This window comes from Pseudaquabacterium inlustre (assembly GCF_038066595.1).
Taxonomy (GTDB): Bacteria; Pseudomonadota; Gammaproteobacteria; order Burkholderiales; family Burkholderiaceae_C; genus Pseudaquabacterium; species Pseudaquabacterium inlustre.
In genome coordinates, this window is sequence record NZ_JBBUTH010000001.1 from 1,041,067 (window position 1) to 1,067,053 (window position 25,987).

The following is a 25,987-nucleotide window of genomic DNA, read 5'->3' on the forward strand; positions in this document are numbered from 1 at the left end:
CCCAGGATGCCGCGATGACCGAACCCAACCGCCGCGCCACCAAGCGCCCACCCGATCTCCGCCCCGCGGCGCACCACCAGCGCGCGCTGAACCTGGCCCTGGTGGCCCTGGACGCCGCCAGCGTGCGCGCACGCCCCACCGAGATGGCCCATCGCCTGGCCGAGGTGGCCAAATGCCTGCAGCGCATGGACGACCTGCGCAGTGCCGATGCCTACCTCGAGCGCGCGCTCGTCTGGGTGGCGCTGATCCCCGCCGGCGCGGCCGACGCCATGCGCGCCGACCTGCTGTGCACCCAGGCCGAACTGGCCTGCCATGCCGCCGACCGCCACGACGAGCAGGTGGAAGCCCTGGCCGAGGCCGGCGACGAGGACCTGCCCGCCGTGCCGGAGGCCCGCGCCGACCGCGAGCGGGTGCGCGACCTGGCCACCGAGGCCGCCCTGCTGTCGGGCCGCGGCTGTGACCCGATGTGGGAGGTGAAGCTGCTGCTGCGCGCCAGCGACGTGCTGGACCGCTGCGGCGAGCACGACGGCGCCGTGGCCATGCAGAACCGGGCCATGGCACTGATGGGCCTGATGAACCCCGACACGGCCGCCGCCCCGGCGATTCCGCCTTCGCGTGACGCACTGCGGGTGGCGGGTCCGTCGTCGCTGATGTAATACAGGCCCCACGAGCGCCCGGGACCGGCCTGTGCGCCAGGGCCCCGAGCGCCATGCACCGCACCATCTTCACCACCCCCGGCGTCAACACGCTGCTGCGCGCCGCCTCGGTGGCGTTTCTGCGCCTCACCGGCTGGAAGCTCGACGGCCAGCTGCCGCCCGGCCAGCCCAAGTGCGTGCTGATCGCCGCGCCGCACACCAGCAACTGGGACCTGCCCTACACGCTGATGGTGGCCTTTGCGCTGCGCATCAACGTCTACTGGATGGGCAAGGCCCAGATCTTCCGCTGGCCCTTCGGCCCGGTGATGCGCTGGCTGGGCGGCATCGCGGTGAACCGCGCCCAGGCCAACAACCTGGTGGCCGCCTCGGCCCAGGCCCTGCGCGAGGCCGATGGCCAGGTGGCCCTGGTGGTGCCGCCCGAAGGCACGCGCAGCAAGACGCGCCACTGGAAGACCGGCTTTTACTGGATCGCCCACGGCGCCGGCGTGCCCATCGTGATGGCCTACATGGACTACCCGCGCAAGCTCAGCGGCCTGGGGCCGGTGCTCGTGCCCTCGGGCGACATCGAGGCCGACATGGCCACCGTGAAGGCCTACTACGCGCAGTTCAAGGGCAAGAACTGGGAGCAGTTCGATTCGGGATCCTGAATCTGCCCCTTACTTGCTATGGGTGGCGCGGGCCAAGCCGTGCCCGGGTGTCGCATGCGCCTGATGGCATGTCACGGTGCCTCGGGACGAGGACGTCGGGTGGCCGCCTGGCGTAAGTAAAGGAGGAGCCCTGAGGCGGGAGCCTCAGGGCGGGGGACATGGAGCCGGGCGGCTACCCGGCGGCCTTGGCTGCGCGCCAACCGAGGCACGCGAACCCCATCCAACTCAGGCCGCGCGCGCCAGCACCGGCTTCAACGCCACCCCGGTGTGCGTGCCTTGCGCCACCAGCAGTTCTGGTGCACCAGCCGCCACCACGGTACCGCCCCCGGTGCCGCCCTCGGGCCCCATGTCGATGACCCAGTCGGCCTCGGCGATCACGTCGAGGTCGTGCTCGATCACCACCACGCTGTGGCCGCCGGCCACCAGGCGGTGCAGCACGTGGATCAGGCGGGCCACGTCGGCCATGTGCAGGCCCACGGTGGGCTCGTCCAGCACGTACAGGGTGTGCGGGGGCTTCTGGCCGCGGCGGGTCACGTCGTCGCGCACCTTGCTCAGCTCGGTCACCAGCTTGATGCGCTGGGCCTCGCCGCCGCTCAGCGTGGGGCTGGGCTGGCCCAGCGTCAGGTAGCCCAGGCCCACGTCCTGTAGCAGCTGCAGCGGGTGCGCGATGCCGGGCATGCTGGCGAAGAACTCCACCGCCTCGTCCACGCTCATCTGCAGCACGTCGCCGATGCTCTTGCCGCGCCAGCTCACCGCCAGCGTCTCGGGGTTGAAGCGCTGGCCGTGGCAACTGTCGCAGGGCACCTTCACATCGGGCAGGAAGCTCATCTCGATGGTGCGCACGCCCTGACCCTCGCAGCTGGGGCAGCGGCCATCGCCGGTGTTGAAGCTGAAGCGCCCCGGCGCATAGCCGCGCGCCTTGGCCTCCAGCGTCTCGGCAAAGAGCTTGCGGATGGCGTCCCAGAAGCCGATGTAGGTGGCCGGGCAGCTGCGCGGCGTCTTGCCAATCGGCGTCTGGTCGACCTCGAGCACGCGGTCCACGGGGTCGAAGCCCGCCAGGCCCGTGCAGCCCACCCAGCCGCCGGCCGGCCGCTCGCCTGCGGCCAGCGCGTCGCGGCCGGCCTTGCTGCCCTTCATGGCCACGGCGGCCTGCACATTGGCCAGCAGCACGTCACGCGCCAGCGTGCTCTTGCCCGAGCCGCTGACGCCGGTCACCGCCACCAGGCGCTGCAGTGGCACGTCGATGTCCACCTGCCGCAGGTTGTGCAGGTGGGCGCCACGCAGCTGCAGCTGGAAGGTGGCGCGGTTGACGATGCGCCGCGGCTGCATCGGGTGGGTCAGCGGCCGGGCCAGGTAGCGGCCGGTCAGTGAATCGGGGTGTGCGGCCAGGTCGGCCGCCTGCCCCTGCGCGATCAGCCGGCCACCGCGCTTGCCCGCGCCGGGGCCGATGTCGATGATGTGGTCGGCGCGCCGGATGGTGTCTTCATCATGCTCCACCACCACCAGGGTGTTGCCCTGCTCGCTCAGGCGCCCCAGCGCCTTCAGCAGGATGCCGTTGTCGCGCGGGTGCAGGCCGATGGTGGGCTCGTCCAGCACGTAGCACACGCCCTGCAGGTTGCTGCCGAGTTGAGCGGCCAGGCGGATGCGCTGCGCCTCGCCGCCGCTGAGCGTGGGCGCGGCGCGGTCCAGCGTCAGGTAGCCCAGGCCCACCTCTTCCAGGAACTGCAGGCGGTTGGCGATCTCGGTCACCACGTCGCGGGCGATGGCGGCGTCGCGGCCTTCCAGCCGCAGGCCCTGCACCCACTGCCGCGCATCGCCCACCGACCACTGCGCCACCTCGGTGATCGCATGGGCGTCGAAGCGGATGGCGCGCGCCGTGGGGTTCAGGCGCGTGCCCTGGCAGTCGGGGCAGGGCTCGCCCGACACGCCTTCGAGCTCGACCTCGTCGCTGGCGAAGCTCTGCTCGCGGCCCTTGTCGTTGTCGTCGCGCACGCTGTCGTCCAGCGCCTTGCGCTGCTCGCGGGTCAGCGTCAGGCCGGTGCCCACGCAGCCGGTGCACCAGCCGTGCTTGCTGTTGTAGCTGAACATGCGCGGGTCCAGCTCGGGGTAGCTGGTGCCGCACTGCGGGCAGGCGCGCTTGGTGGAAAACACCTTCAGCGTGCCGATGCCCAGCGTGGGCTCGCCAGCCTCCATCGCCGCGGCCAGGCCGTCCAGCGGGCTCAGCAGGTGCAGCACGCCCTTGCCGAGATCCAGCGCCTTGGCCAGGGCCTCGCGCAGCGCGGCCTCGTCGGCCAGGTCGACCACGAAGTCGGCCACCGGCAGCTCCAGCGTGTGCTCCTTGAAGCGGTCGAGCCGCGGCCAGGGGTCGGTCTTGATGAACTCGCCGTCCACACGCAGGTGGGTGTGGCCGCGCGCCTTGGCCCACTTGGCCAGATCGGTGTAGACGCCCTTGCGGTTGACCACCAGCGGCGCCAGCAGGCCCACGTGCTGGCCCTTGTGGTCGCGCAGGATCTGCGCGGCGATGCTCTCCACGCTCTGCGGCCGCACCTCGGCGCCGTCGTGGATGCAGCGCTGGATGCCCAGCTTCACCCACAGCAGGCGCAGGAAGTGCCACACCTCGGTGGTGGTGGCCACCGTGCTCTTGCGTCCGCCGCGGGACAGGCGCTGCTCGATGGCCACCGTGGGCGGGATGCCGTAGACCGCATCCACCTCGGGCCGGCCGGCCGGCTGCACGATGCTGCGGGCGTAGGCGTTCAGGCTTTCCAGGTAGCGGCGCTGGCCCTCATTGAACAGGATGTCGAAGGCCAGCGTGCTCTTGCCCGAGCCCGACACGCCGGTGATGACGCTGAACTTGCCGCGCGGGATGTCGACGTTCAGGCTCTTGAGGTTGTGCTCGCGGGCGTTGACGATGCGGATGGCCTCGTCGTGCGCGGCGTTCAGCGCACGCTGCGCATCGCGCCGCGCCTTGGCCAGCAGCTGCAGCGGCCGGCCCTCCTCGGCCTGCGGCGTGCCGGTGCCCAGGTCGCGGTCGTAGTCGCGCAGTGCCGCACCGGTGTGGCTGCTGGGGTGGGCGCGCAGGTCTTCGGGCGTGCCGGTGGCCACCACCAGACCACCGCCCTCGCCGCCTTCGGGGCCCAGATCGACGATCCAGTCGGCGCTGCGGATCACGTCGAGGTTGTGCTCGATGACGATCAGCGAATGGCCGGCATCGAGCAGCTTGCGCAGGCTGCGCATCAGCTTGGCGATGTCGTCGAAGTGCAGGCCGGTGGTGGGCTCGTCGAACAGGAACAGCGTGCCCTTCTTGGCCACCGCCTGCTTGGGGTTGCTGGCCGCCTCGGCCAGGAAGCCCGCCAGCTTCAGGCGCTGGGCCTCGCCGCCGCTGAGCGTGGGCACCGGCTGGCCCAGGCGCACATAGTCCAGGCCCACGTCGACGATGGGCTGCAGCCGCGCCACCACCGCCGGGTCGCCGCTGAAGACCACGGTGGCCTCGGCCACGGTGAGGTCCAGCACATCGGCCACGCTGAGCGCGTAGCTGCCGCGCACCAGCTTCACCTCCAGCATCTCGGCCCGGAAGCGCCGGCCATCGCAGTCGGGGCAGCGCAGGTACACGTCGGAGAGGAACTGCATCTCCACATGCTCGAAGCCCGAGCCGCCGCAGGTGGGGCAGCGCCCGTCACCGGCATTGAAGCTGAACATGCCGGCCGTGTACTTGCGCTCCACCGCCAGCGGCGCCAGCGCGAACAGCTTGCGGATCTCGTCCCAGGCGCCCACGTAGCTGACCGGGTTGCTGCGCGCGGTCTTGCCGATCGGGCTCTGGTCGACGAACACCGCATCGGCCAGCCAGTCGGCGCCCAGCAGGCGCTCATGCGCACCAGGGGCCTCGGTGGCCTGGCCGAAGTGGCGCAGCAGCGCCGGCACCAGGATGTCCTGCACCAGCGTGCTCTTGCCCGAGCCCGACACGCCGGTGACGACGGTCAGCCGTTGCAGCGGGAAGGCCACGTCGATGCCACGCAGGTTGTGCTCGCGCGCGCCCTCGACGATCAGCTTGGGCGTGTTCTCGGCCACGAAGCGGCGCAGGCCCAGGCCCACCTGCTTGCGCCCGCCCAGGTAGGCGCCGGTCAGCGTGTCGGCCGTGCGTGCGCTGTCGGGCGTGCCGTCGAACACGATCTGACCGCCGCGCTCGCCGGGGCCGGGGCCCATGTCGATCAGGCGGTCGGCGGCCAGCATCACGGCCGGGTCGTGTTCCACCACCACCAGCGTGTTGCCGGCATCGCGCAGGCGCTGCATGGCCTCGACGATGCGGTTCATGTCGCGCGGGTGCAGGCCGATGCTGGGCTCGTCCAGCACGAACATGGTGTTGACCAGGCTGGTGCCCAGCGCCGTGGTCAGGTTGATGCGCTGCACCTCGCCGCCGCTGAGCGTGCGGCTCTGGCGGTCCAGCGTCAGGTAGCCCAGGCCCACGTCGCACAGGTACTTCAGCCGCGTGCGCACCTCGTCGAGCAGCATCTTCAGCGCCTCGTCCAGTAGGGTGCTGGGCAGGCTCAGGCCATCGAAGAAGCGCTTCAGCCGCTCGATGGGCAGCAGCATCAGGTCGTGCAGGGCCAGGCCCGGCAGCGCGTCGAGCTGCGCGCGCGTCCAGTCCACGCCCACCGGCAGGAAGCGCTGGTAGCGGCCGCCGTCCATCGCCGCGTCGGCATCGGCCTGGCTGCCGATGCGCCACTGCAAGGCCTCGGTCTTCAGCCGCGCGCCGCCGCAAGCGTGGCAGGGCGTGTAGCTACGGTACTTGGACAGCAAGACGCGGATGTGCATCTTGTAGGCCTTGCTCTCCAGGTACTCGAAGAAGCGGCGCACGCCGTACCACTGCTTGTTCCAGTTGCCGGTCCAGTGCGGGCTGCCCTCGATGACCCAGTGGCGCTGCGTGTCGCTGAGCTGCAGCCAGGGCGTGTCGCGCGGGATGCCGGCCTCGCCGGCGTACTTGATCAGGTCGTCCTGGCACTCGGCCCAGGCCGGCGTCTGCAGCGGCTTGATGGCGCCGCCGCGCAGCGTCTTCTTGTGGTCGGGGATCACCAGGCCGAAGTCGACGCCGATCACGCGGCCGAAGCCGCGGCAGGTCTCGCAGGCACCGAAGGCCGAGTTGAAGCTGAACAGCGCCGGCTGCGGCTCGGCATAGCGCAGGTCGCTGTCGGGGCAGTGCAGGCCGGTTGAGTAGCGCCACAGCGCGGACTCGCCCTCGTCCTTCAGCACGTAGACGTTGACCCGGCCGCTGCCGCGGCGGATGGCGGTCTCGATGGCCTCCAGCACGCGCGGCTTCTCGGCGTTGCCCAGGCGGATGCGGTCGGCCACCACATCCAGGATCTTTCGGTTCTCAACCACGCGCTCGGCCTGCACGCGCGTGAAGCCGCTGGCGCTCAACCACTGTTCCACCTCGGCCGGCGTCACCGTGGCCGGCAGCTCGACCGGGAAGGTGATCACCACGCGCGGGTCGCCCGCATCGGCGGCGCGGGCGCACAGGTCGGCGTAGATGGTCTCGGGCGTGTCGTGGCGCACGCGCTGGGCGGTCTGGCGGTCGAACAGCTCGGCGGCGCGGGCGAACAGCAGCTTCAGGTGGTCGTTCAGCTCGGTCATCGTGCCGACCGTGCTGCGGCTGGTGCGCACCGGGTTGGTCTGGTCGATGGCGATGGCCGGCGGCACGCCGTCCACCTTGTCCACCGCCGGCCGGTCCATGCGGTCGAGGAACTGGCGCGCATAGGCGCTGAAGGTCTCGACATAACGCCGCTGGCCCTCGGCATACAGGGTGTCGAACACCAGGCTGCTCTTGCCCGAGCCGCTGGGCCCGGTCACCACCGTCAGCTCGCCGGTGCGGATGTCCAGGTCGAGGTTCTTCAGGTTGTGCTGACGGGCGCCACGGATGCGGATCAGGCCGGAGGACATGGTGTGGATGCGGGTGGCGCAGGGGTGGGGGCGGACCATTCTAGGCAGGCGCTCCCGGCGGCGGCGGACGCCACCCCCAAGCCCCGCCGGCCGGCACGCCCTCCCCGTCGGCGCACCGTCCACCGAGGGTCAGCACGTAGGCGGCGGCCCATGCGATTGGTCACACAATCGCGCCTCCGCGGATCATCGGAGGCAGTGGGCGATGAACAAGAGTCGCAGGGTCGTGTGCGCAATGGCCGCCTCGCTGGGCCTGGCGGGGGCCATGCTGGCCTGGCCGGCCGCGGCACAGGCCCAGCTGCGCGTGGGCCAGACGGCCGGCCTCACCGGCGCCGTGGCGGCCACGGTGAAGGAAGCCACCGCCGGTGCGCGGCTGGCCTTCGCCCAGGTCAATGCCCAGGGCGGCATCGGGGGGCAGAAGGTCGAGCTGGTGCAGCTGGACGACCGCTTCGAGCCCGAACAGGCCGCCGCCAACGCCCGGAAGCTGGCCGACGAGGGGGTGATCTCGCTGTTCCTCACGCGCGGCACGCCGCACAACCAGGCCATCCTGCCGGTGCTGGCCCAGGCCAAGCTGCCTCTGGTGGGCCCCAGCACCGGCGCGATGCTGCTGCACCAGCCGGTCAACCCCTGGGTCTACAACGTGCGCGCCTCCTACCAGCGCGAGGCCGAGCGCATCGTGCGCCACCTGGTGCAGGTGGGCGTGTCGCGGCTGGCCATCGTGCAGGTGGCCGACAGCTTCGGTGACGCCGCCGCGGCCGGCGCGCTGCGCGGCTTCGGCGCCACGCTGAAGCCGGTGGCGCACCTCAAGTACGACCGCAGCAAGCCCGACTTCGCGCCGGTGGTCAAGCAGCTGCTGGCCGCCGATGCGCAGGCGGTGCTGTTCCTGGGCTCGGGCACGGCCGTGGTCGACGGCATCAAGGCCCTGCGCGCGGCCGGCAGCGCCGCGCAGCTGGCCACGCTGTCGAACAACGCCTCGGCCGGCTTCGTCAAGTCGCTGGGCCCGCTGGCGCATGGCGTGATCGTCAGCCAGGTGCTGCCCAGCGAACGGGCGCTGGCCGTGCCGCTGGTCAAGGAGGCGCACGACCTGGTGGCGCAGTACCCGCAGCTGGCCGGCGAGGTGACGCCGGCCCTGCTGGAAGGCTATGCCAGCGCCAAGGTGCTGCTGGAGGGCCTGCGCCGCGCCGCCGCCGCGCGCGACCTCACCCGCACCGGCCTGCAGCGGGCGCTGGACGGCCTGACCCGCTACAACCTGGGCGGGCTGGAGCTGAGCTACAGCGCCAGCGACCACAGCGGCCTGGACTACGCCGACCTGTCGATCGTCGGCGCCGACGGACGCTTCAAGCGCTGAGCGCCGGCCGCCGCGCCTGAAAGCGGTACCGCAACCGGTGGAAACACGTGGTTACGGGTGTTAGAGTCGCCGGGGGAAGGGAGTGGATCCGCATCGAGCCGAGAAACGGCCGCGGGCCGAGCTCGTCGCTGTACGGATGACCGCTGACGCCCAAACGCCTTCATTGCTGCGCTGCCAGCGCGCACTCGCCTCGTCGCGAGACGGCTATTGGGAACACGACCTGCGCAACGGAGACCTGTGGCAATCGGCCAGTCTCCGCAGCCTGTTCGGGTTCGATCCCAACGCCACCCTGCTGCCCGCCCGCCTGGTGCGCGGGCACATCCACCCCGATGACCGCGCCAGCGTGCTGGCCGCCTACCGCCAGGCGCTGGGCCGCGGCGGCCCCTTCGACTACGAGATCCGCGTGCGCGACGCGGCCGGCCAGTGGCGCTGGGTGCGCGGGCGCGGCCAGGTGTGGCCGGCCGACGATGGCCGCCCCGCCTTCGTCAGCGGCGCCGTCACCGACGTGCACCAGGAAAAGCTGGCCCGGCTGGACCTGGCCGCCCAGCAGCAGGCGCTGGAAGCCCTGGTGCAGGAGCGCACCGCCCGCCTGGAGGCCGCGCTGGCCCTGGCCGAGCAGCGCCGCCAGGAGGCCGAACGCGCCGCCGCGGCCAAGAGCCGCTTCCTGGCGCACATGAGCCACGAGATCCGCACGCCGCTGAACGGCGTGCTGGGCCTCACCGAGCTGGCGCTGCGCAGCGCCGACACGCCCGAGCTGCAGCGCTTCCTCAGCGCCGCGCACCAGTCGGGCCAGGCCCTGCTGCAGACCATCAGCGACGTGCTGGACCTCTCGCGCATCGAGTCGGGCCATGCCGACCTGCGCCGCAAGCCCTTCGACGCCACGCAGGCGCTGGCCGACACGCTGCGCGCGGTGATGCCGCTGGCGCGCCAACGCGACCTGCTGCTGATGTTCGACTGGGTGGGCGACGCGCACTGGCTGATGGGCGACCCCGGCGGCCTGCGCCAGATCGTCACCAACCTGCTGGGCAATGCACTGAAGTTCACGCCGCAGGGCTCGGTGAGCCTGCGTGGCGTGTCGCGCCGCACCGACGACGGCCGCGTGGCGCTGGAGGTGCAGGTGGCCGACACCGGCCCCGGCATCCCGCCGGAGCGCCGTGCCCAGGTGTTCGAGCCCTTCGTGCAGGGCGACGAGAGCCTGTCGCGCGGCCATGGCGGCGCCGGCCTGGGCCTGGCCATCGCCACGCTGCTGGCCGAGGCCATGCACGGCCAGCTGACGCTGGACTGCCCGGCGCAGGGCGGCTCGGTGTTCACGCTGCGCCTGTGCCTGGACGAGGCCGAGGCCCCAGCCCAGCCGGCCGAGCCGCCCGCATCGGCGCCAGGCCTGGCCTGGCTGGTCTACCACCGCGAAAGCGCGGGCCAGTGGCTGGCCGAGCGCCTGGCCCGCCTGGGCTGGCAGACGCAGGTGCTCGACAGCGTGGACGCCGCCACCGCGCTGGCCCGGCAGGCCGAGCGCGACGACGCGCCGCCACCCGACCTGGTGCTGCTGGCCGAGCCGGCGCTGCATGCCGACGTGGACCTGCCGGCACTGCGCCGCACCCTGCCCGACGCGCAGATGCGCCTGCTGGTGCGCCCCGACTGGCGCGACACCGCGCTGGAGACCACCGCCGCCGCGCTGCAGATGCGCCCGCTGGTGGCGCCGCTGACGCCGCGCCAGCTGCGCCACATCCTCACCTGCACCGACGACGGCCTGGGCGGCCACAGCAGCGGCACACGCCATGCCGAGCCGGCGTTGCAGCCCTCGGCCAACGTGCTGCTGGTGGAGGACAACGAGGTCAACCAGCTCGTCGGCCAGGAGCTGCTGCGCGCACTGGGCCTGCGGCCCACGCTGGCCGGCAACGGCGCCTCGGCGCTCACCGCCTGCATGGAGCAGCCGCCCGCGCTGGTGCTGATGGATCTGCAGCTGCCCGGCATGGACGGCCTGGAGACCACCCGCCGCCTGCGGGCGCTGCAGCGCGAGCAGCGCTGGCCCGGCGCGCCCATCGTGGCGCTGACTGCCCACGCCAGCCCCGAGGACCATGCCGCCTGCCGTGCCGCCGGCATGGACGGCGTGCTGACCAAGCCGCTGCAGCTGGACACGCTGCGCCGCCGCCTGGCGCGCTGGCTGGCCGCCTGACGCCCGCGCCCCCCGCACGCCCTGCCTTGCGCGGCGGGGCGTGCGGGAGGGCGTGGCGGACGGCCCATGTTGCTGGCCGGTGAACGCCAGGTAAATAGCCCTTCGGCGGGCCGACTGATCGCGCCTTGGCGGGCCCCGCCGGCCGCGTACCGTTGCTGCCATGTCCGCCACTGCCCATTCCCTGCCCGAGCCCGCCGCGCCGTCCGTTCCTGCACGGGTGCTGGTGGTCGACCCCGACGCACGCATGCAGCAATGGCTGGCGCAATGCCTGCGCCCGCATGGCCACCGCGTGCACACCACCACCGAGGCCGAGGCCATCGCCCTGGCGCCGGCCCGCGGCTTCGACCTGGTGCTGATGAGCCCGCGCGCCACGACGGCGCGCGATGCACGGGCCGGCCACGGCGGCGGCGATGCCTGGCAGCGCCTGCGCGGCCTGCGCGACGCGGCCCCGCGTCTGCCGGTGATCGTGCTGCAACCCCATGCCGACGCCACCGACCGCGCCGTGGCGCTGGAACTGGGCGCCGACGCGGTGGTGGATGGCGAGTGCGGGCCGCGCGAGCTGCGCGCCCGCGTCAGCGCCCTGCTGCGCCGCCACCGCGAGGACCGTCTCGGGCTGCCGCCCGAGGCCCGCGGCAGCGGCGGCTGGCGGCTCGACCCCGCCCGCCGCGGGGTGCACACGCCGCCCTCGGCCCCGGAGCCCGACGCGGCGCCGCCGGAACGCTTCATCCCGCTGTCGCCCAGCGAGTTCCGCCTGCTGCGCGCGCTGATGCAGCGCCCGGGCCGGCCGCTGGGCCGCAGCGAGCTGCTGGAGCTGGCGCTGGGCGCCGCCCATGCGCAGCGCGACCGCAGCATCGACCTGCTGGTCTCGCGCCTGCGCCGCACGCTGGGCGACGACCCGGTGTCACCGCGTCTGATCCGCACGGTGCGCGGCCAGGGCTACTGTTTTCTGCCGCTCCACGACAGTGTTGTGCTGAGCCAGGCGCCGATGGTGTCAAGCGCCTCACACGATGGCGACACCGGATTGACAGACCGCGCCGAGGATCACATCACCGGCACTCCGTGACCGCCAGTGACCGAGCTTGGCGGGCCGACGGCACACCGGCTCACCTCATCGACCGACGCACGAAAGGTTCACGATGCAAGTCTCCTCCTCCTCCTCGATGCAGGCCAGCCAGGCCTGGGCCATGCAGGCCCTCAACCGGGCGGCCAGCCAGGCCACGGCCAGTGGCAGCACCCAGGGCACCAGCGGCAGCAGCTTTGCCGCCATCGCCCAGCAGGCCGGCGAGGCCGGCCGCAGCGGCCCGCCCCCGGGCCCGCCGCCCGATGCCGCCAGCGGCGGCAGCGCGATGTCGGGCATGTCGACGATGCAGTTTGCCGGCATGGGTGGCATGGGCGGGGCGGAAGGCGCCGGCGGCCCGCCGCCCGACCCGATCGCCTCGCTGGACAGCGACGGCGACGGCAGCGTCTCGGGCAGCGAGTTCGGCCTGGACAGCGCCAGCGAGGCGGCCCAGTCCTTCTTTTCGGCCATCGACACCAGCGGCGACGGCAGCCTGAGCAGCGACGAGATCAGCGCGATGCGCGACCAGATGATGGCCGCGCACGAGGCCGAGCGCGCCAGTGCCAGCGAAGGCACCGACGCCACCAGCGGCACGCAGGCCACGCAAGGCCCGCAGGGCCCGCACGGCCACCATGGCGGCCCGCCGCCCGCCGCCAGCAGCAGCGACGAGGACAGCACCGGCACCAGCACCACCGGCAGCACGTCCGGCACCACATCCGGCAACAGCACCGCCAGCTTCGACGCCAAGGCCATGATCGAGAAGATCGCCCAGGCCTATGCGGCCTATGCCGCCTCGCAGGTGTCGGCGACCAGCAGCCTGACCGCCACCGCCTGAGGCGCTGCCGCGCCGCCGCGCGCGCCGGCTCAGTAGCGCTCGGGGACGAACATCTCCGGCGGTACCGGGTGGCGCACGTAGTCGGCGTGGCGCTCGCGCGGTGGCAGGTGCACCGGCGCGCGCTCGACCTCGTGGTAGCTGAACTGGCCGAGCAGGTGCGCGATGCAGTTCAGCCGCGCGCGCTTCTTGTCCACCGCCTGCACCACCCACCACGGCGCCTCGGGAATGTGGGTGCGCTCGAGCATGGCCTCCTTGGCGGCGGTGTAGGCCTCCCAGCGGCGGCGGCTTTCCAGGTCCATCGGGCTCAGCTTCCACTGCTTCAGCGGATCGTGGATGCGGCCGAGGAAGCGCACATGCTGCTCCTCGTCGGTGATCGAGAACCAGTACTTGATCAGCCGGATGCCCGATCGCACCAGCATGCGCTCGAACTCCGGCACCGAGCGGAAGAACTCCTCCACGTCGTCGTCGGAGCAAAAGCCCATCACCCGCTCGACGCCGGCGCGGTTGTACCAGCTGCGGTCGAACAGCACCATCTCGCCGGCCGCCGGCAGGTGCGGCACGTAGCGCTGGAAGTACCACTGGGTCTTCTCGCGGTCGTTGGGTGCCGGCAGCGCCACCACGCGGCACACGCGCGGGTTCAGCCGCTGCGTGATGCGCTTGATGGCGCCGCCCTTGCCGGCCGCGTCGCGGCCCTCGAACAGGATCACCACCTTCTGCCGCGTGTGGGCCACCCAGTCCTGCAGCGTCACCAGCTCGCGCTGCAGGCGGAACAGCTCGCGGAAGTAGGCCACGCGCGCGCTGCGCGTGCCGGCGTCGTCGGCCGGAGTCTCGCGCTCCAGCTGCGCCAGGGCATCGTCGACGGTGCGGTCCTCGATCTCGAGTTCGAGCTCCTCGTCGTAGCCGTCGAGCAGGTCGGCGCGGATGCGCGCCATCAGGTCATCGTGTTCCGGATTCAGGGGCATGGCAGCGGCAGGCGGCCACAATGGGCCGGCGATCGAAAGCCGGATGCTTGGCCTTGTGTGTGACATCACCGTGACACAGGCCCGTGCCAGCATCGCCCACCCCCGACGATGAGCACCCCCCTGACCCACCCCCTGCCGGCTTATGGCGCCGACGAGCACGGCCTGATCTGCGGCTACCGCTGCGCGCCGGGCCAGGCGCCCGAGGCCCTGCCCGCGCTGGGCCCTGGCGACGAGGTGCTGGAGGCCCCGCCCGGCGGCTTCGTGTGGCTGCACTTCAACCTGGGCCACACCGGCGCCGAGCCCTGGCTGCGCCGCCATGCCGGGCTGGAGGATTCGTTCTTCGAGGACCTGAGCGAGGGCTCGCGCGCCACGCGCATCGAGCGCGAGGGCGACGCGCTGTTCGCGGTGATCAACGATGTCACCTACGACTTCAGCTTCGACGCCAGCGATGTGGCCACGCTGTGGGTGTGGGTGACCGAGCGCCTGGTGGTGAGCGCGCGGCGCCACCCGCTGCGCTCGATCGACCGGCTGCGCATGGCGGTCAAGCGCGGCGACACGCTGGACACCAGCCTGGCGCTGCTGGACCACCTGCTGCGCGACCAGGCCGACGAACTGCAGCGCATCGTGCGCCGCGTGGCCAACCGGCTCGACGACATCGAGGACGCCGTGCTGGCCGGCCACCACGAGCGCCATACCGCCGAGTTGGGCCGGCTGCGGCGCCTGATGGTGCGGCTGCAGCGCCTGCTGGCCCCCGAGCCCGGCGCGCTGATGCGCACGCTGGCCAACCCGCCGCGCTGGGTGTCGGGCCCCGACCGGCAAGGCCTCAATCACGCCAGCGAGGAGTTCGCGCTGGTGCTGCGCGACGTGGGCGCGGTGCAGGAGCGCATCAAGCTGATGCAGGACGAGGCTGCCACCCGTGTGGCCGAGGAGAACAACCGCAGCCTGTTCGTGCTGACCATGGTGACGGTGCTGGCGCTGCCGATCAATCTGATCGCCGGCCTGATGGGCATGAACGTGGGCGGCATCCCGCTGGCCGACCACCCGCACGGCTTCTGGGCCATGCTGGCCATCATCGCGGTGCTGACCGCGGCCATCGCCGGACTGGTGCTGTGGCGCCTGCGACCACGGCGCAGCTGAGGCGCCCAGTGCCGGGCTGATCGTTTCGGCCAATGCCACCGGGCGGGCCGGCCATCGCGGCCGGCGGGCCGCTGCGGCATGCTCGCGAGTGCATGAGCCCGACCAAGACCGCCACCTCGACCGCCCAACCCGCTGCAGCCTCCCCGGCCAAGGCCCTGCATGGCCGCGACCGGCATGTGCCTTTCATCGAGCACCTGGGCGTGCGCCGCGTGCGCGCCGACCATGGCGAGGCGCTGATCGAGCTGGATCTGCGGCCCGAGTTGTGCAACAACCACGGCGGTGGCCACGGCGGCGTGTTGATGACGCTGCTGGACTGCGCAATGGCCCACGCCGCGCTGAGCCGCATCGACTACAGCCGCGAGGTGGTGACGGTGGACATGCACATCGCCTTCATGCATCCGGCCTCGGGCCGCCTGTCCGCCACCGGCAAGGCCACCGGCGGCGGCCGCTCGGTGTGCTTCTGCGAGGCCGAGGTGCACGACGAGCATGGCCATGTGGTGGCCAAGAGCATGGGCACGTTCCGGTATCGGGCGCCGGCGACGGGGGATGGGCCGGGGCGGGTTTGATCTCATCCTTGTTGCTGTCTGCTTGCCGGGGTCGGCACACGGCCAAGGCCGCCGGGTAGCCGCCCGGCTCCATGTCCCCCGCCAAGGTGCTCCCGCACCTCGGCTCCTCCTTGACTTACGCCGGACGGCTACCCGGCGTCCTCGTCCCGAGACACCGTGACAAGGCACGAGCCGCATGCGGAAACCGTGCCGCCAAGCCGTGCCCGGGTGTCCGGCGCAGCGAATCTGCGCTGGCGAGGCGCGCAGGAGGCGTGGCGGCGGGCGTGAGCCCGCATCGACCTCTGACTCGCATCGCTTGTCCGAGCACAGTGAGCGTCAGCGAACGGCGCGAGTTGCGATGCGCCGCCACGCCTTCGAGCACCGCAGCGAAGTCCGATGCGCAGCATCGGACCAGCGCAGTTGAGCGGCGCCGGACACCCGGGCACGGCTTGGCTCGCTCCGACGAAAGCAGCGCGAAACTCCTCGTAAACCCACACAAAAGCCTGAGCGTTTCGGCCAATCCCCAGCCACCCTCCCTGCCATTGCCCCAACAAGATCCCGGCGCGCACACTCAAACCAGAACCTGAGCCGCGAAGGAGACAAAGGCATGGGCAACGCCGTGTACGTGGTGGGCGTGGGCATGATCCCGTTCACCAAGCCGGGCGCCAGCGCGCCCTATCCGCAGATGGGCGCCGAGGCCGCGCGCCGCGCACTGGCCGATGCCGGCGTGCCCATCGAGCGCGTGGAGCAGGCCTACGTCGGCTATGTGTTCGGCGACTCGTGCGCCGGCCAGGCGGCGGTGTACGACGTGGGCCTGACCGGCGTGCCGGTGGTCAACGTCAACAACAACTGCGCCACCGGCTCCACCGCGCTGTTCCTGGCACGCCAGGCCGTGGCCTCGGGCGCCATCGAGTGTGCGCTGGCACTCGGCTTCGAGCAGATGGTGCCCGGCCCGCTGAAAGGCGCCTGGACCGACCGGCCCAGCCCGCTGGCGCGCTTTCTGGACACCATGGCCGAAGACCAGGGCTACGACGAGGCCCTGCCCCGCGCGGCGCAGTTCTTCGGCGGCGCGGCGCGGGCCTACATGGCCGAGCATGGCATCGCCGCCAGCACCTTTGCGCGCATCTCGGTCAAGGCGCGCCAGCATGCGGCGCGCAACCCGCTGGCCGTGTTCCGCCAGACCGTCACGCTGGACGAGGTGATGGCCTCGCCGATGGTGTTCGATCCGCTCACGCGCCTGCAGTGCTGCCCGCCCACCTGCGGCGCTGCGGCGGCCATCGTCTGCAGCGAAGACTTCGCCCGCCGCCACGGCCTGGACCTGCGTGTGCGCATCGCCGCCCAGGCCATGACCACCGACACCGCCAGCACCTTTGCCAGCCACGACATGCGCAAGCTGGTGGGCGCCGACATGGCGGTGGCCGCATCGAAGAAGGTGTACGAGGCCGCGGGCGTCGGCCCCGAAGACATCGACGTGGTGGAACTGCACGACTGCTTCACCGCCAACGAGCTGGTGACCTACGAGGCCCTGGGCCTGACTGCACCGGGCACGGCCGAGAAGTTCATCCTCGACGGTGACAACACCTATGGCGGCCGGGTGGTGACCAACCCCTCGGGCGGCCTGCTCAGCAAGGGCCATCCGCTGGGCGCCACCGGCCTGGCGCAATGCGCCGAGCTGACCTGGCAGCTGCGCGGCCAGGCCGAACAACGCCAGGTGGAAGGTGCGCGACTGGCACTGCAGCACAACCTGGGCCTGGGCGGCGCCTGCGTCGTCACCTTGTACGAACGGAGTCATTGAGATGATGAACAAAGCCTACATCGGCCACGAGCTGCCGCCGTTCACGGTCGACGTCGAGAAAGGCCGGTTGAAGTTCTTCGCCAAGGCCATCGGCCAGACCGACCCGGTTTACACCGACGAAGACGCGGCCAAGGCGGCGGGCCACCCCGGCCTGCCGGTGCCGCCCACGTTCCTGTTCTGCCTGGAGATGGACGCGCCCAACCCTGGCGCCCTGCGTGACCTGCTGGACATCGACATCGCCAAGGTGCTGCACGGCGAACAGCGCTTCAAGTACCACGGTGGCATCCATGCCGGCGACCGGCTGACCTTCCAGCAGCGCATTGCCGACATCTACGACAAGAAGGGCGGCGCGCTGGAGTTCGTGGTGCGCGAGACCCGCGTCACCAACCAGCGTGGCGAGCATGTGGCCGATCTGGTCGGCACCACCGTGGTGAGGAACGCCTGAGATGAGCACCGTGAACCTGAACGACCTGAAGGTGGGCGACGCCCTGCCCGCCTTCACCACCGAGCCCGTCTCGCGCCTGACGCTGGCGCTGTACTGCGGCGCCTCGGGCGACCACAACCCCATCCACGTGGACATCGACTTCGCCAAGCGCGCCGGCTACCCCGACGTGTTTGCCCACGGCATGCTGTCGATGGCCTACCTGAGCCGCCTGCTCACCAACTGGGTGCCCCAGCAGCGCCTGCGCGAGTACGGCGTGCGCTTCACCGCCATCACCCAGGTGGGCGATGCCATCACCTGCAGCGGCACCGTCACCGAGCTGTTCGAGCAAGCCGGCGAGTGCCGTGCGCGGCTGGAACTGAAGACCGTCAACCAGGCCGGCCAGGTGAAGCTGGTGGGTGATGCCGTCGTGGCGATCTGAACGGGAATGACGACATGAGCACGATCACATCGCCCAAGCCCGAGTGGCTGACACCCGAACTGGAGATGCTGGCCGACACGGCCGCCAAGTTCGCCGAGAAGGAGATGCTGCCGCACGACGCCCGCTGGCGTGCGCAAAAGCACGGCGACCGCGGCCTGTGGAACAAGGCCGGCGCGGCCGGCCTGCTGTGCGCCAGCATCCCCGAGGCATACGGCGGCGGCGGCGGTGACTTCCGCCACGACATGGTCATCCTGCAGACCTGGGCGCGGCAGATGGCCGGCGGCTTCAGCAACAGCGTGCACTCGGGCATCGTGGCCCAGTACCTGCTGCGTTACGGCACCGAGGCGCAGAAGCAGCACTACCTGCCGAAGATGGCCACCGGCGAATGCGTGGCCGCCATCGCGATGACCGAGCCCGGCGCCGGCACCGACCTGCAGGCCATCCGCACCCGCGCGGTCAAGGACGGCAGCGACTACGTCATCAACGGCAGCAAGATCTTCATCACCAACGGCTACCACGCCGACCTGGTGGTGCTGGTGTGCCGCACGGGCGAAGAAAAGGGCGGCAAGGGTGTGAGCCTGGTGCTGGTGGACACCAGCACGCCGGGCTTTCGCCGCGGCAAGCTGCTGGACAAGGTGGGCCAGCACACGGTGGACACGGCCGAGCTGTTCTTCGAGGACATGCGCGTGCCGCAAAGCCAGCTGCTGGGCACGCAGGAGGGCCGCGGCTTCATCCAGCTGATGGAAGAGCTGCCGCGCGAGCGCCTGATCATCGCCGCCGGCGGCGTGGGCACCATGCAGCGCGCCATCGCCGAGACCGTGGCCTATGTGAAGCAGCGCAGCATCTTCGGCGAGACGCTGATGAGCATGCAGAACACGCGCTTCAAGCTGGCCGAGTGCCAGATGAAAGCCACCATCGCCGAGAGCTTCGTCAACGACCTGGTGGCGCGCTCGCTGCGCGGCGAACTCGACCTGCCCACCTCGGCGATTGCCAAGTGCTGGGTGAGCGACGCCGTGTGCCAGATCGTCGACGAATGCGTGCAGCTGCACGGCGGCTACGGCTACATGATGGAGTACCCGATCGCGCGGCTGTACGCCGACACCCGCGTGGGCCGCATCTACGGCGGCAGCAACGAGGTGATGAAGGAACTGATCGCGCGAGCGATGGAGAAGTGACGCGCATGCCTATGCTCAAGATCCGATCGCGCCGACGCGCGCTGGCCGCCAGTCTGGCCGCCGCAGTGGCTTCCCTGGGCTTGGCGCCCATGGCGGCACAGGCCCAGGCCTGGCCCGCCAAGCCCATCAAGCTGGTGGTGCCCTATGCGCCCGGCGGCGCCACCGACATCCTGGCGCGCCTGGTGGCCACGCACCTGCAAACATCCCTCGGCCAGCCCGTGGTGGTGGAGAACAAGCCCGGCGCCGCCGGCGTGCTGGGCAACGACTTCGTGGCCAAATCGGCGCCCGATGGCTACACCGTGCTGCTGGGCATCACCGCCATCATCCAGAGTGCCACGCTGCTGAAGCTGCCTTACGACCCGTACAAGGACTTCATGCCGGTGTCCATGCTGGCCACCAGCACCAGCCTGTTGTCGGTGCCCAAGACGCTGCCGGTGAAGAACATTGCCGAGTTCGTGCAGCTGATCAAGAGCCAGCCGGGCAAGCACAGCTACGGCACCTATGGCGCGGGCAGCAGCTCGCACATCCAGGGTGAGGCGCTGAAGGCGCAGGCCGGGCTGGACCTGGTGCACGTGCCCTACAAGGGCGCGGCCCCCATGGTCAACGACCTGCTGGGCGGCCAGATCAGCGCCGCCTTCGTCGATGCCGGCACGGCCCGCGCGCATGTGGCGTCGGGCGCCTTCAAGGTGCTGGCCGTCACCGGCACCGAGCGGCTGAAGATGGCGCCCGATGCGCCGCTGCTGTCCGAGGCCGGCTATCGCCTGTTCGAGCCCAAGGGCTGGTTCGGCTTCTTCGTGCCGGCCGGCACACCCACGCTGGTGGTCAACAAGCTGTCGGGCGAGATCGCGCGCATCACGCGCCTGCCCGAGGTGAGCAAGCGCATCGATGACCTGGGCCAGGTGCCGGTGGGCAGCACGCCCGCCGCCTTTGCCGAGGTGATCCGCAAGGACGGGCCGCTGTACGCCAAGCTCATCAAGGATCTGAACATCAAGCTGGACTGAGACCATGGCAGACGCAAACGAACCCACGGGCAACGCCCACCAGGCCTACCAGCGCGCGCTGGACCAGGGCCGCTTCCTGATCCAGCGCTGCGGCGGCTGCGGCCAGGCCGTGTTCCAGCCGCGCGAGCTGTGCCCGCACTGCGGCAGCGGCACGCTGGCCTTCGAGGCGCCGGCCGGCACCGGCACGGTCTACGCCACCACCGTGGTGCGGCGAAAGCCCGCCGAGGGCGGCGACTACAACGTGGCGCTGATCGACCTGGACGAAGGCTGCCGCCTGATGAGCCGCGTGGAGGGCCTGCCCCCTCCCGAGGTGCGCATCGGCCAGCGCGTGAAGGCGCGCGTGCAGGTCAGCCAGTCGGGCAAGGGCCTGGTGCTGTTCGATCCCGTGGGCGACCCCATCGCCGCCACCGCAGCAGGAGCCGCCTGATGCGCCCCGCCCGCACCCCTGACAACCGCGCGCTGCGCGGCCGCTGCGCCATTGCCGGCGTGGCCACCTTCGGCTGTGGCGAGGCCCATGGCCACGACGACATGTCGCTGCTGGCGAACGCCGCCCGCCTGGCCGTGGCCGATGCCGGCCTGACCATGGACGACATCGACGGCATCGCCACCTGCAGCGCCGGCGCCTCGATGTGGGTGATGCCCGCCATCGAGCATCTGGGCATCAACGCCAACTACATCGACGGCACCATGCTGGGCGGCAGCAGCTTCATCGCCCACCTGCTGCCGGCCATCCGCGCACTCGACAGCGGTCAGTGCAACGCCGTGCTGGTGTGCTATGGCAGTGCACAACGCACCAGCACGCTGAGCCGCAGCGCCATCGGCCAGGCCCGCCGCGCGCTGGACCCGCAGCCGTATGAGCAACCGTACGAGCCCTTCATGCCCGCCAGCGCCTATGCACTGGCCGCCTCGCGCCACATGCACCAGTACGGCACCACGCGGCGCCAGCTGGCTGAAGTTGCCGTGGCCGCACGCGCCTGGGCGCGGCTGAACCCAGAGGCCTTCACGCGCGACCCCTTGAGCATCGACGACGTGCTGAACGCCCGCATGATCAGCGACCCGCTGACCGTGCGCGACTGCTGCCTGGTGACCGACGGCGGCGGCGCCCTGGTGCTGGTGCGCAGCGACCGCGCGAAAGACCTGCCGCACAAGCCGGTGCATGTGCTGGGCGCGGCCACCGCCTGCTGGAACCGCCAGATCAGCAGCATGCACGACCTGACCGTCACCTCGGCCAGCCAGTCGGGCGCGCAGGCCTATGCCATGGCCGGCCTGGCCGCGAAGGACATGGATGTGGTGGCGCTGTACGACGCGTTCACCATCAACACCATCCTGTTCCTGGAAGACCTGGGCTTTTGCGCCAAGGGCGAAGGCGGATCGTTTGTGGAAGGTGGCGCCATCGCCCCGGGCGGGCGGCTGGCGGTCAACACCAACGGTGGCGGCCTGAGCTGCGTGCACCCCGGCATGTACGGCATCTACACGCTGATCGAGGGCGTGCGCCAGTTGCGCGGCCAGGGCGGCGAGCGCCAGGTGGCGAACGCCAAGCTGGCGCTGTGCCACGGCAACGGCGGCACGCTGAGCAGCCAGGCCACGGCCATCCTCGGCACATCCGACACCTTGTGAGCACGCCATGATCCGCGACACCGACACCCTGACCGCCCTGTGCGATGCCGTGCGCCGCTTTGTCCGCGAACGCCTGGTGCCCGCCGAACACGAGGTGGCCGAGACCGACCAGATCCCCGAAGACATCGTGCAGCAGATGCGCGAGCTGGGCCTGTTCGGGCTGACCATCCCCGAATCCTTCGGCGGCCTGGGGCTGACGATGGAAGAGGAAGTGCGCGTGCTGCTGGAGCTGTGCCAGACCTCGCCGGCCTTCCGCTCGGTGATCGGCACCACGGTGGGCATTGGCGCCATGGGCATCCTGATGGACGGCACCCAGGCGCAGAAGGACCAGTGGCTGCCCAAGATGGCCACCGGCGAGGTGATGGCCAGCTTTGCACTGACTGAGCCTGAGTCGGGCTCGGACGCCGCCTCGCTGCGCACCACCGCGATCAAGGACGGCGACCACTACATCGTCAACGGCAGCAAGCGCTACATCACCAACGCGCCGCAAGCGGGGGTGTTCACGCTGATGGCGCGCACCAACCCCGCTGACAAGGGCGCGGGTGGCGTGTCGGCCTTCATCGTGGACGCCAAGAGCCCCGGCATCTCGCTGGGCAAGCCCGACAAGAAGATGGGCCAGCGTGGCGCGCACACCTGCGACGTGGTGTTCGACAACGTGCGCGTGCCCGCTGCCAACCTGATTGGCGGCGTGGAAGGCCGCGGCTTCAAGACCGCGATGAAGGTGCTGGAGAAGGGCCGCATCCACATCGCCGCGGTGTGCGTGGGCGTGGCCCGCCGCATGCTGGACGATGCGCTGAAGTACGCGATGGAGCGGCAACAGTTCGGCCAGAAGATCGCCGAGTTCCAGCTGGTGCAGGCCCTGCTGGCCGACAGCCAGGCTGAGTTGTACGCGGCCGAGTGCATGACGCTGGACGCCGCCCGCAAGCGCGACGAAGGCCGTGACGTGGCCCTGGAAGCCAGCTGCTGCAAGATGTTCGCCAGCGAGATGTGCGGCCGCGTGGCCGACCGCGCGGTGCAGATCCTGGGCGGCGCCGGCTACATGAGCGAATACGGCATCGAGCGCTTCTACCGCGACGTGCGCATCTTCCGCATCTATGAAGGCACCACGCAGATCCAGCAGATCGTGATTGCGCGGGCGATGGTGAAGGCGGCTGCGGCTTGTTCGTGATTCGTTTCCCTCTTGGTTGTGCCGCTCGCTTGCTGTGATGGGCGCGTGGCCAAGGCCGCCGGGTAGCCGCCCGGCTCCATGTCCCCCGCCGGCGTGCTCCCGCACACCGGCTCCTCCTTTACTTACGCCGGGCGGCCACCCGACGTCCTCGTCCCGATGCACCGTGGCATGCCACCAGCCACATGCGACCACCGGGCGGTGGTGATCAGACCGCATGCGGAAACTGTGCCGCCAAGCCGTGCCCGGGTGTCCGGCGCAGCGAATCTGCGCTGGCGAGGAGCGCAGCGGGTGTGGCGGCGGGCGCAGCCCGCATCGACCTCTGACTCGCATCGCTTGTTCGAGCACAGTGAGCGCGAGCGAACGGCGCGAGTTGCGATGCGCCGCCACGCCTTCGAGCACTGCAGCGAAGTCCGATGCGCAGCATCGGACCAGCGCAGTTGAGCGGCGCCGGACACCCGGGCACGGCTTGGCCCGCTCAACCCCCAGCAAGCCCAAGCCCAAGCCCAAGCCAAGAGAGCAAGCTACCGCGCCGAAGGCCGCCGAGCCAACCCGAAGCAAACCACCGCCACCAAGCCCAGAAGACAAAGCGCCAACAGCAAACCCCGATACCCACCCAACCACACCAGCAACCCCGAAGCCGCCACAGGCGCAAAGGCGCGACTGACCGCCCCAATCCCGCCCATCACGCCCCCAATCCGGCCAATGTGCGCACGGCCGAAATACTGCGGCACCAGCGCCCCGCGCACGATGGTCACCAAGCCATTGGCAATGCCGAAGGCCAGCGCGAACAGCAGCCACGCCACCCAGCCCGAGCCCAGCGCCAGCAGCGCGTACGACAGCGGCAGCGTCAGCAGCACGCCCGCGCCCACCACCCGCAGGCTCCAGGCGCGACCGGCAAACATGTAGAGCAGGCGCCCCGCCACCTGGGCCGGACCGATGACCATCAACACCTTCACCGCATCGGCCTCGCTGGCGCCGCGCTCGGCAAAGGCCGGCATCACATGCGACCAGAAGGCCGACTGCGAGAAGGCGTAGAGCGTGAAGCACAGCGTCAGCAGCCAGAAGGCGGCATGGCGAAGCGCCTCGTGCAGCGTGCTGTCGGCCTGGGCGTCGGCCCGGTGCGGCGGGGCCACCACCATCGGCCCGCGCAGCGCCCAGGCATGCAAGGGCGCCACCACGGCCAGCATCACCACCGCCATCACCTCCAGCGAGGCGCGCCAGCCCCACTGCAGCAGCCAGGCCGTGGCCGGAAAGCTCAGCGTGCTGGCAAAGCCGCCCAGCAGCGTCAGCACCGTGATGCCGTGCGCGTAACGCTCGGGGTAGCGCTTGGTCAGCACCGCAAACGCCGGCTCGTACAGCGTCATCGCCATCGCCGCGCCCAGCAGCACCCACACGGCATACAGCATCCACGGCGAGCTCACCTGGCTCCAGCCCAGGCAGCCGATGCCGGCCAGGATGGCGCCGCCGGTCATCACCAGCCGCCCGCGCCCGGCATCGATGGCCGCACCCACGGCGTAGCCGGTCACACCACTCACGCCCAGCCCCAGCGTGAACGCGCCCATCAGCGTGGCCTGCGGCCAGCCCAGTTCACGCCCCATCGGCAGCACCAGGCTGGAGAAGGCGTAAAACAGCACCGCCCAGGCCAGCACCTGGCCCACGGCCAGCGCCGACACCGTGGGCCAGTAGCCCGGCCCCTCCTCCCTCATTCCGCCAGGTGGACTGGCCGTGTTCGACTTCATGCGCCGGAATTATCCCGATACCTCCCTGTCGCAGCAGGGACAAAGAAGAATCGAACGGTCGTGCTAAAAATCCGGGGTTGTGTGCCGCCGGCCGGAATGCGTCCCGACTGGCACCCCGAATCGTCGGCCCGGCCGACCCTGCCAAGGAGACACGTTCACCATGGATCTGAACTTCACCCCGGAAGAACTCGCCTTCCGCGCCGAGATCCGGCAATGGGTGGCCGAGAACCTGCCCAAGGACTTGAGCCACAAGGTTTTGAACTCGCTGCGCCTGTCGCGCGACGACATGCAGCGCTGGGCCAAGATCCTGGGCAGCAAGGGCTGGCTGGGCTATGGCTGGCCCAAGCAGTTCGGCGGCCCGGGCTGGACCGCCATCCAGAAGCACCTGTTCGAGGAAGAGTGCGCCCTGGCCGGCGCGCCGCGCATCGTGCCCTTCGGCCCGGTGATGGTGGCCCCGGTGATCATGGCCTTCGGCACGCCCGAGCAGCACAAGCGCTTCCTGCCCGGCATCGCCTCGGGCGAAGTGTGGTGGAGCCAGGGCTACAGCGAGCCCGGTTCGGGCTCCGACCTGGCGTCCTTGAAGACCCGCGCCGAGCGCCAGGGCGACAAGTACATCGTCAACGGCCAGAAGACCTGGACCACGCTGGGCCAGTTCGGCGAGTGGATCTTCTGCCTGGTGCGCACCAGCACCGAAGGCAAGCCGCAGACCGGCATCAGCTTCCTGTTGATCGACATGAAGTCGCCCGGCATCACCGTGCGCCCGATCATCACGCTGGACGGCGAGCACGAGGTCAACGAGGTGTTCTTCGACAACGTCGAGGTGCCGGCCGAGAACCTGATCGGCGAGGAGAACAAGGGCTGGACCTACGCCAAGCACCTGCTGGCGCATGAGCGCACCAACATCGCCGACGTCAACCGCGCCAAGCGCGAGCTCGAGCGCCTGAAGCGCATCGCCAAGGCCGAGGGCGTGTACGACGACCCGCGCTTCCGCGACCAGATCGCGCTGCTGGAAGTGGACGTGGTGGCGCTGGAGATGCTGGTGCTGCGCGTGCTGAGCGCCGAGAAGAGCGGCAAGCAGAGCCTGGACATCGCCGGCCTGCTGAAGATCCGCGGCAGCGAGATGCAGCAGCGCTACACCGAGCTGATGATGCTGGCCGCCGGCCCCGTCACCCAGCTCTATGCGCACGAGGCCATGGAAGCCGGCTGGCAGGGCGACTTTGCCGGCGCCGCCGCCGTGGCACCGCTGGCCGGCACCTACTTCAACATGCGCAAGACCACCATCTACGGCGGCAGCAACGAAGTGCAGCGCAACATCATTGCGCAGACCGTGCTCGGCTGACC

At 70.8% G+C, this 25,987-nt stretch carries 20 protein-coding genes; 17 read left to right on the forward strand and 3 right to left on the reverse strand.

The features are described 5' to 3' along the window. Window positions 1–14: 14 nt before the first annotated feature. Together AACH10_RS04500 and AACH10_RS04505 are read left to right on the forward strand one after the other, a co-directional pair. A complete protein-coding gene (locus AACH10_RS04500) occupies window positions 15–656 on the forward strand; it encodes a hypothetical protein (protein WP_341409151.1) in 642 nt (213 codons plus the stop codon). A gap of 53 nt (window positions 657–709) precedes the next feature. Beyond that, complete coding sequence (locus tag AACH10_RS04505; protein ID WP_341409152.1) at window positions 710–1,303, forward strand: lysophospholipid acyltransferase family protein; 594 nt, start codon at window positions 710–712, stop codon at window positions 1,301–1,303. A 225-nt stretch (window positions 1,304–1,528) separates the two neighbouring features. Here AACH10_RS04505 and uvrA read toward each other — a convergent pair whose 3' ends face one another. Next, a complete protein-coding gene (uvrA, locus tag AACH10_RS04510; RefSeq protein ID WP_341409153.1) occupies window positions 1,529–7,234 on the reverse strand; it encodes an excinuclease ABC subunit UvrA in 5,706 nt (1,901 codons plus the stop codon). Between the two features lie 202 nt (window positions 7,235–7,436). Here uvrA and AACH10_RS04515 point away from each other — a divergent pair, with 202 nt between their 5' ends. The 4 genes from AACH10_RS04515 (at window position 7,437) to AACH10_RS04530 (ending at window position 12,644) form a co-directional block, all read left to right on the forward strand. Further along, on the forward strand, window positions 7,437–8,579 hold the full coding sequence (locus AACH10_RS04515) for an ABC transporter substrate-binding protein (protein WP_341409154.1): 1,143 nt from the start codon (window positions 7,437–7,439) through the stop codon (window positions 8,577–8,579). A 136-nt stretch (window positions 8,580–8,715) separates the two neighbouring features. After that, window positions 8,716–10,752, forward strand: a complete 2,037-nt coding sequence (locus AACH10_RS04520; protein ID WP_341409155.1) for a PAS domain-containing hybrid sensor histidine kinase/response regulator — start codon at window positions 8,716–8,718, stop codon at window positions 10,750–10,752. Between the two features lie 160 nt (window positions 10,753–10,912). Continuing rightward, on the forward strand, window positions 10,913–11,815 hold the full coding sequence (locus tag AACH10_RS04525) for a winged helix-turn-helix domain-containing protein (RefSeq protein ID WP_341409156.1): 903 nt from the start codon (window positions 10,913–10,915) through the stop codon (window positions 11,813–11,815). A 73-nt stretch (window positions 11,816–11,888) separates the two neighbouring features. Further along, window positions 11,889–12,644: an EF-hand domain-containing protein gene (locus AACH10_RS04530; protein ID WP_341409157.1), complete on the forward strand. Its 756-nt coding sequence runs from the start codon at window positions 11,889–11,891 to the stop codon at window positions 12,642–12,644. A 29-nt stretch (window positions 12,645–12,673) separates the two neighbouring features. Here the strand turns inward: AACH10_RS04530 and ppk2 are convergent, their stop codons facing one another. After that, window positions 12,674–13,606, reverse strand: coding sequence for a polyphosphate kinase 2 (gene ppk2, locus AACH10_RS04535; protein ID WP_341409158.1), 933 nt, complete (start codon window positions 13,604–13,606; stop codon window positions 12,674–12,676). Between the two features lie 108 nt (window positions 13,607–13,714). Here ppk2 and AACH10_RS04540 point away from each other — a divergent pair, with 108 nt between their 5' ends. The 10 genes from AACH10_RS04540 to AACH10_RS04585 all read left to right on the forward strand — a co-directional run bounded on the left by AACH10_RS04540 (window position 13,715) and on the right by AACH10_RS04585 (window position 22,907). Beyond that, window positions 13,715–14,743 (forward strand): transporter, encoded by a 1,029-nt coding sequence (locus AACH10_RS04540; RefSeq protein ID WP_341409159.1) that lies wholly within the window; start codon window positions 13,715–13,717, stop codon window positions 14,741–14,743. A 92-nt stretch (window positions 14,744–14,835) separates the two neighbouring features. Beyond that, window positions 14,836–15,309, forward strand: coding sequence for a PaaI family thioesterase (locus tag AACH10_RS04545; RefSeq protein WP_341409160.1), 474 nt, complete (start codon window positions 14,836–14,838; stop codon window positions 15,307–15,309). 586 nt (window positions 15,310–15,895) lie between these two features. After that, a complete protein-coding gene (locus tag AACH10_RS04550) occupies window positions 15,896–17,083 on the forward strand; it encodes a lipid-transfer protein (protein ID WP_341409161.1) in 1,188 nt (395 codons plus the stop codon). A 1-nt stretch (window position 17,084) separates the two neighbouring features. Further along, window positions 17,085–17,528 carry a MaoC family dehydratase N-terminal domain-containing protein gene (locus AACH10_RS04555; RefSeq protein WP_341409162.1) on the forward strand — a complete coding sequence of 148 codons (444 nt, stop codon included), beginning with the start codon at window positions 17,085–17,087 and terminating at the stop codon, window positions 17,526–17,528. A 1-nt stretch (window position 17,529) separates the two neighbouring features. Further along, complete coding sequence (locus tag AACH10_RS04560) at window positions 17,530–17,946, forward strand: MaoC family dehydratase (protein WP_341409163.1); 417 nt, start codon at window positions 17,530–17,532, stop codon at window positions 17,944–17,946. A gap of 14 nt (window positions 17,947–17,960) precedes the next feature. Beyond that, window positions 17,961–19,121: an acyl-CoA dehydrogenase family protein gene (locus AACH10_RS04565; RefSeq protein ID WP_341409164.1), complete on the forward strand. Its 1,161-nt coding sequence runs from the start codon at window positions 17,961–17,963 to the stop codon at window positions 19,119–19,121. Window positions 19,122–19,126: 5 nt separating this feature from the next. Next, window positions 19,127–20,122 carry a Bug family tripartite tricarboxylate transporter substrate binding protein gene (locus tag AACH10_RS04570; RefSeq protein WP_341409165.1) on the forward strand — a complete coding sequence of 332 codons (996 nt, stop codon included), beginning with the start codon at window positions 19,127–19,129 and terminating at the stop codon, window positions 20,120–20,122. 4 nt (window positions 20,123–20,126) lie between these two features. Further along, window positions 20,127–20,549, forward strand: coding sequence for a Zn-ribbon domain-containing OB-fold protein (locus tag AACH10_RS04575; RefSeq protein ID WP_341409166.1), 423 nt, complete (start codon window positions 20,127–20,129; stop codon window positions 20,547–20,549). After that, the gene (locus AACH10_RS04580) at window positions 20,549–21,739 is read left to right on the forward strand and encodes a thiolase (RefSeq protein ID WP_341409167.1); all 1,191 of its coding nucleotides are present in this window, start codon (window positions 20,549–20,551) and stop codon (window positions 21,737–21,739) included. Before AACH10_RS04575 ends, AACH10_RS04580 begins: the two co-directional genes overlap by 1 nt. 7 nt (window positions 21,740–21,746) lie before the next feature. After that, the gene (locus AACH10_RS04585) at window positions 21,747–22,907 is read left to right on the forward strand and encodes an acyl-CoA dehydrogenase family protein (protein ID WP_341409168.1); all 1,161 of its coding nucleotides are present in this window, start codon (window positions 21,747–21,749) and stop codon (window positions 22,905–22,907) included. Between the two features lie 521 nt (window positions 22,908–23,428). Here the strand turns inward: AACH10_RS04585 and AACH10_RS04590 are convergent. After that, on the reverse strand, window positions 23,429–24,613 hold the full coding sequence (locus AACH10_RS04590) for an MFS transporter (RefSeq protein WP_341409169.1): 1,185 nt from the start codon (window positions 24,611–24,613) through the stop codon (window positions 23,429–23,431). A 193-nt stretch (window positions 24,614–24,806) separates the two neighbouring features. Here AACH10_RS04590 and AACH10_RS04595 point away from each other — a divergent pair, with 193 nt between their 5' ends. Beyond that, window positions 24,807–25,985, forward strand: coding sequence for an acyl-CoA dehydrogenase family protein (locus AACH10_RS04595; RefSeq protein WP_341409170.1), 1,179 nt, complete (start codon window positions 24,807–24,809; stop codon window positions 25,983–25,985). Window positions 25,986–25,987 lie beyond the last annotated feature (2 nt).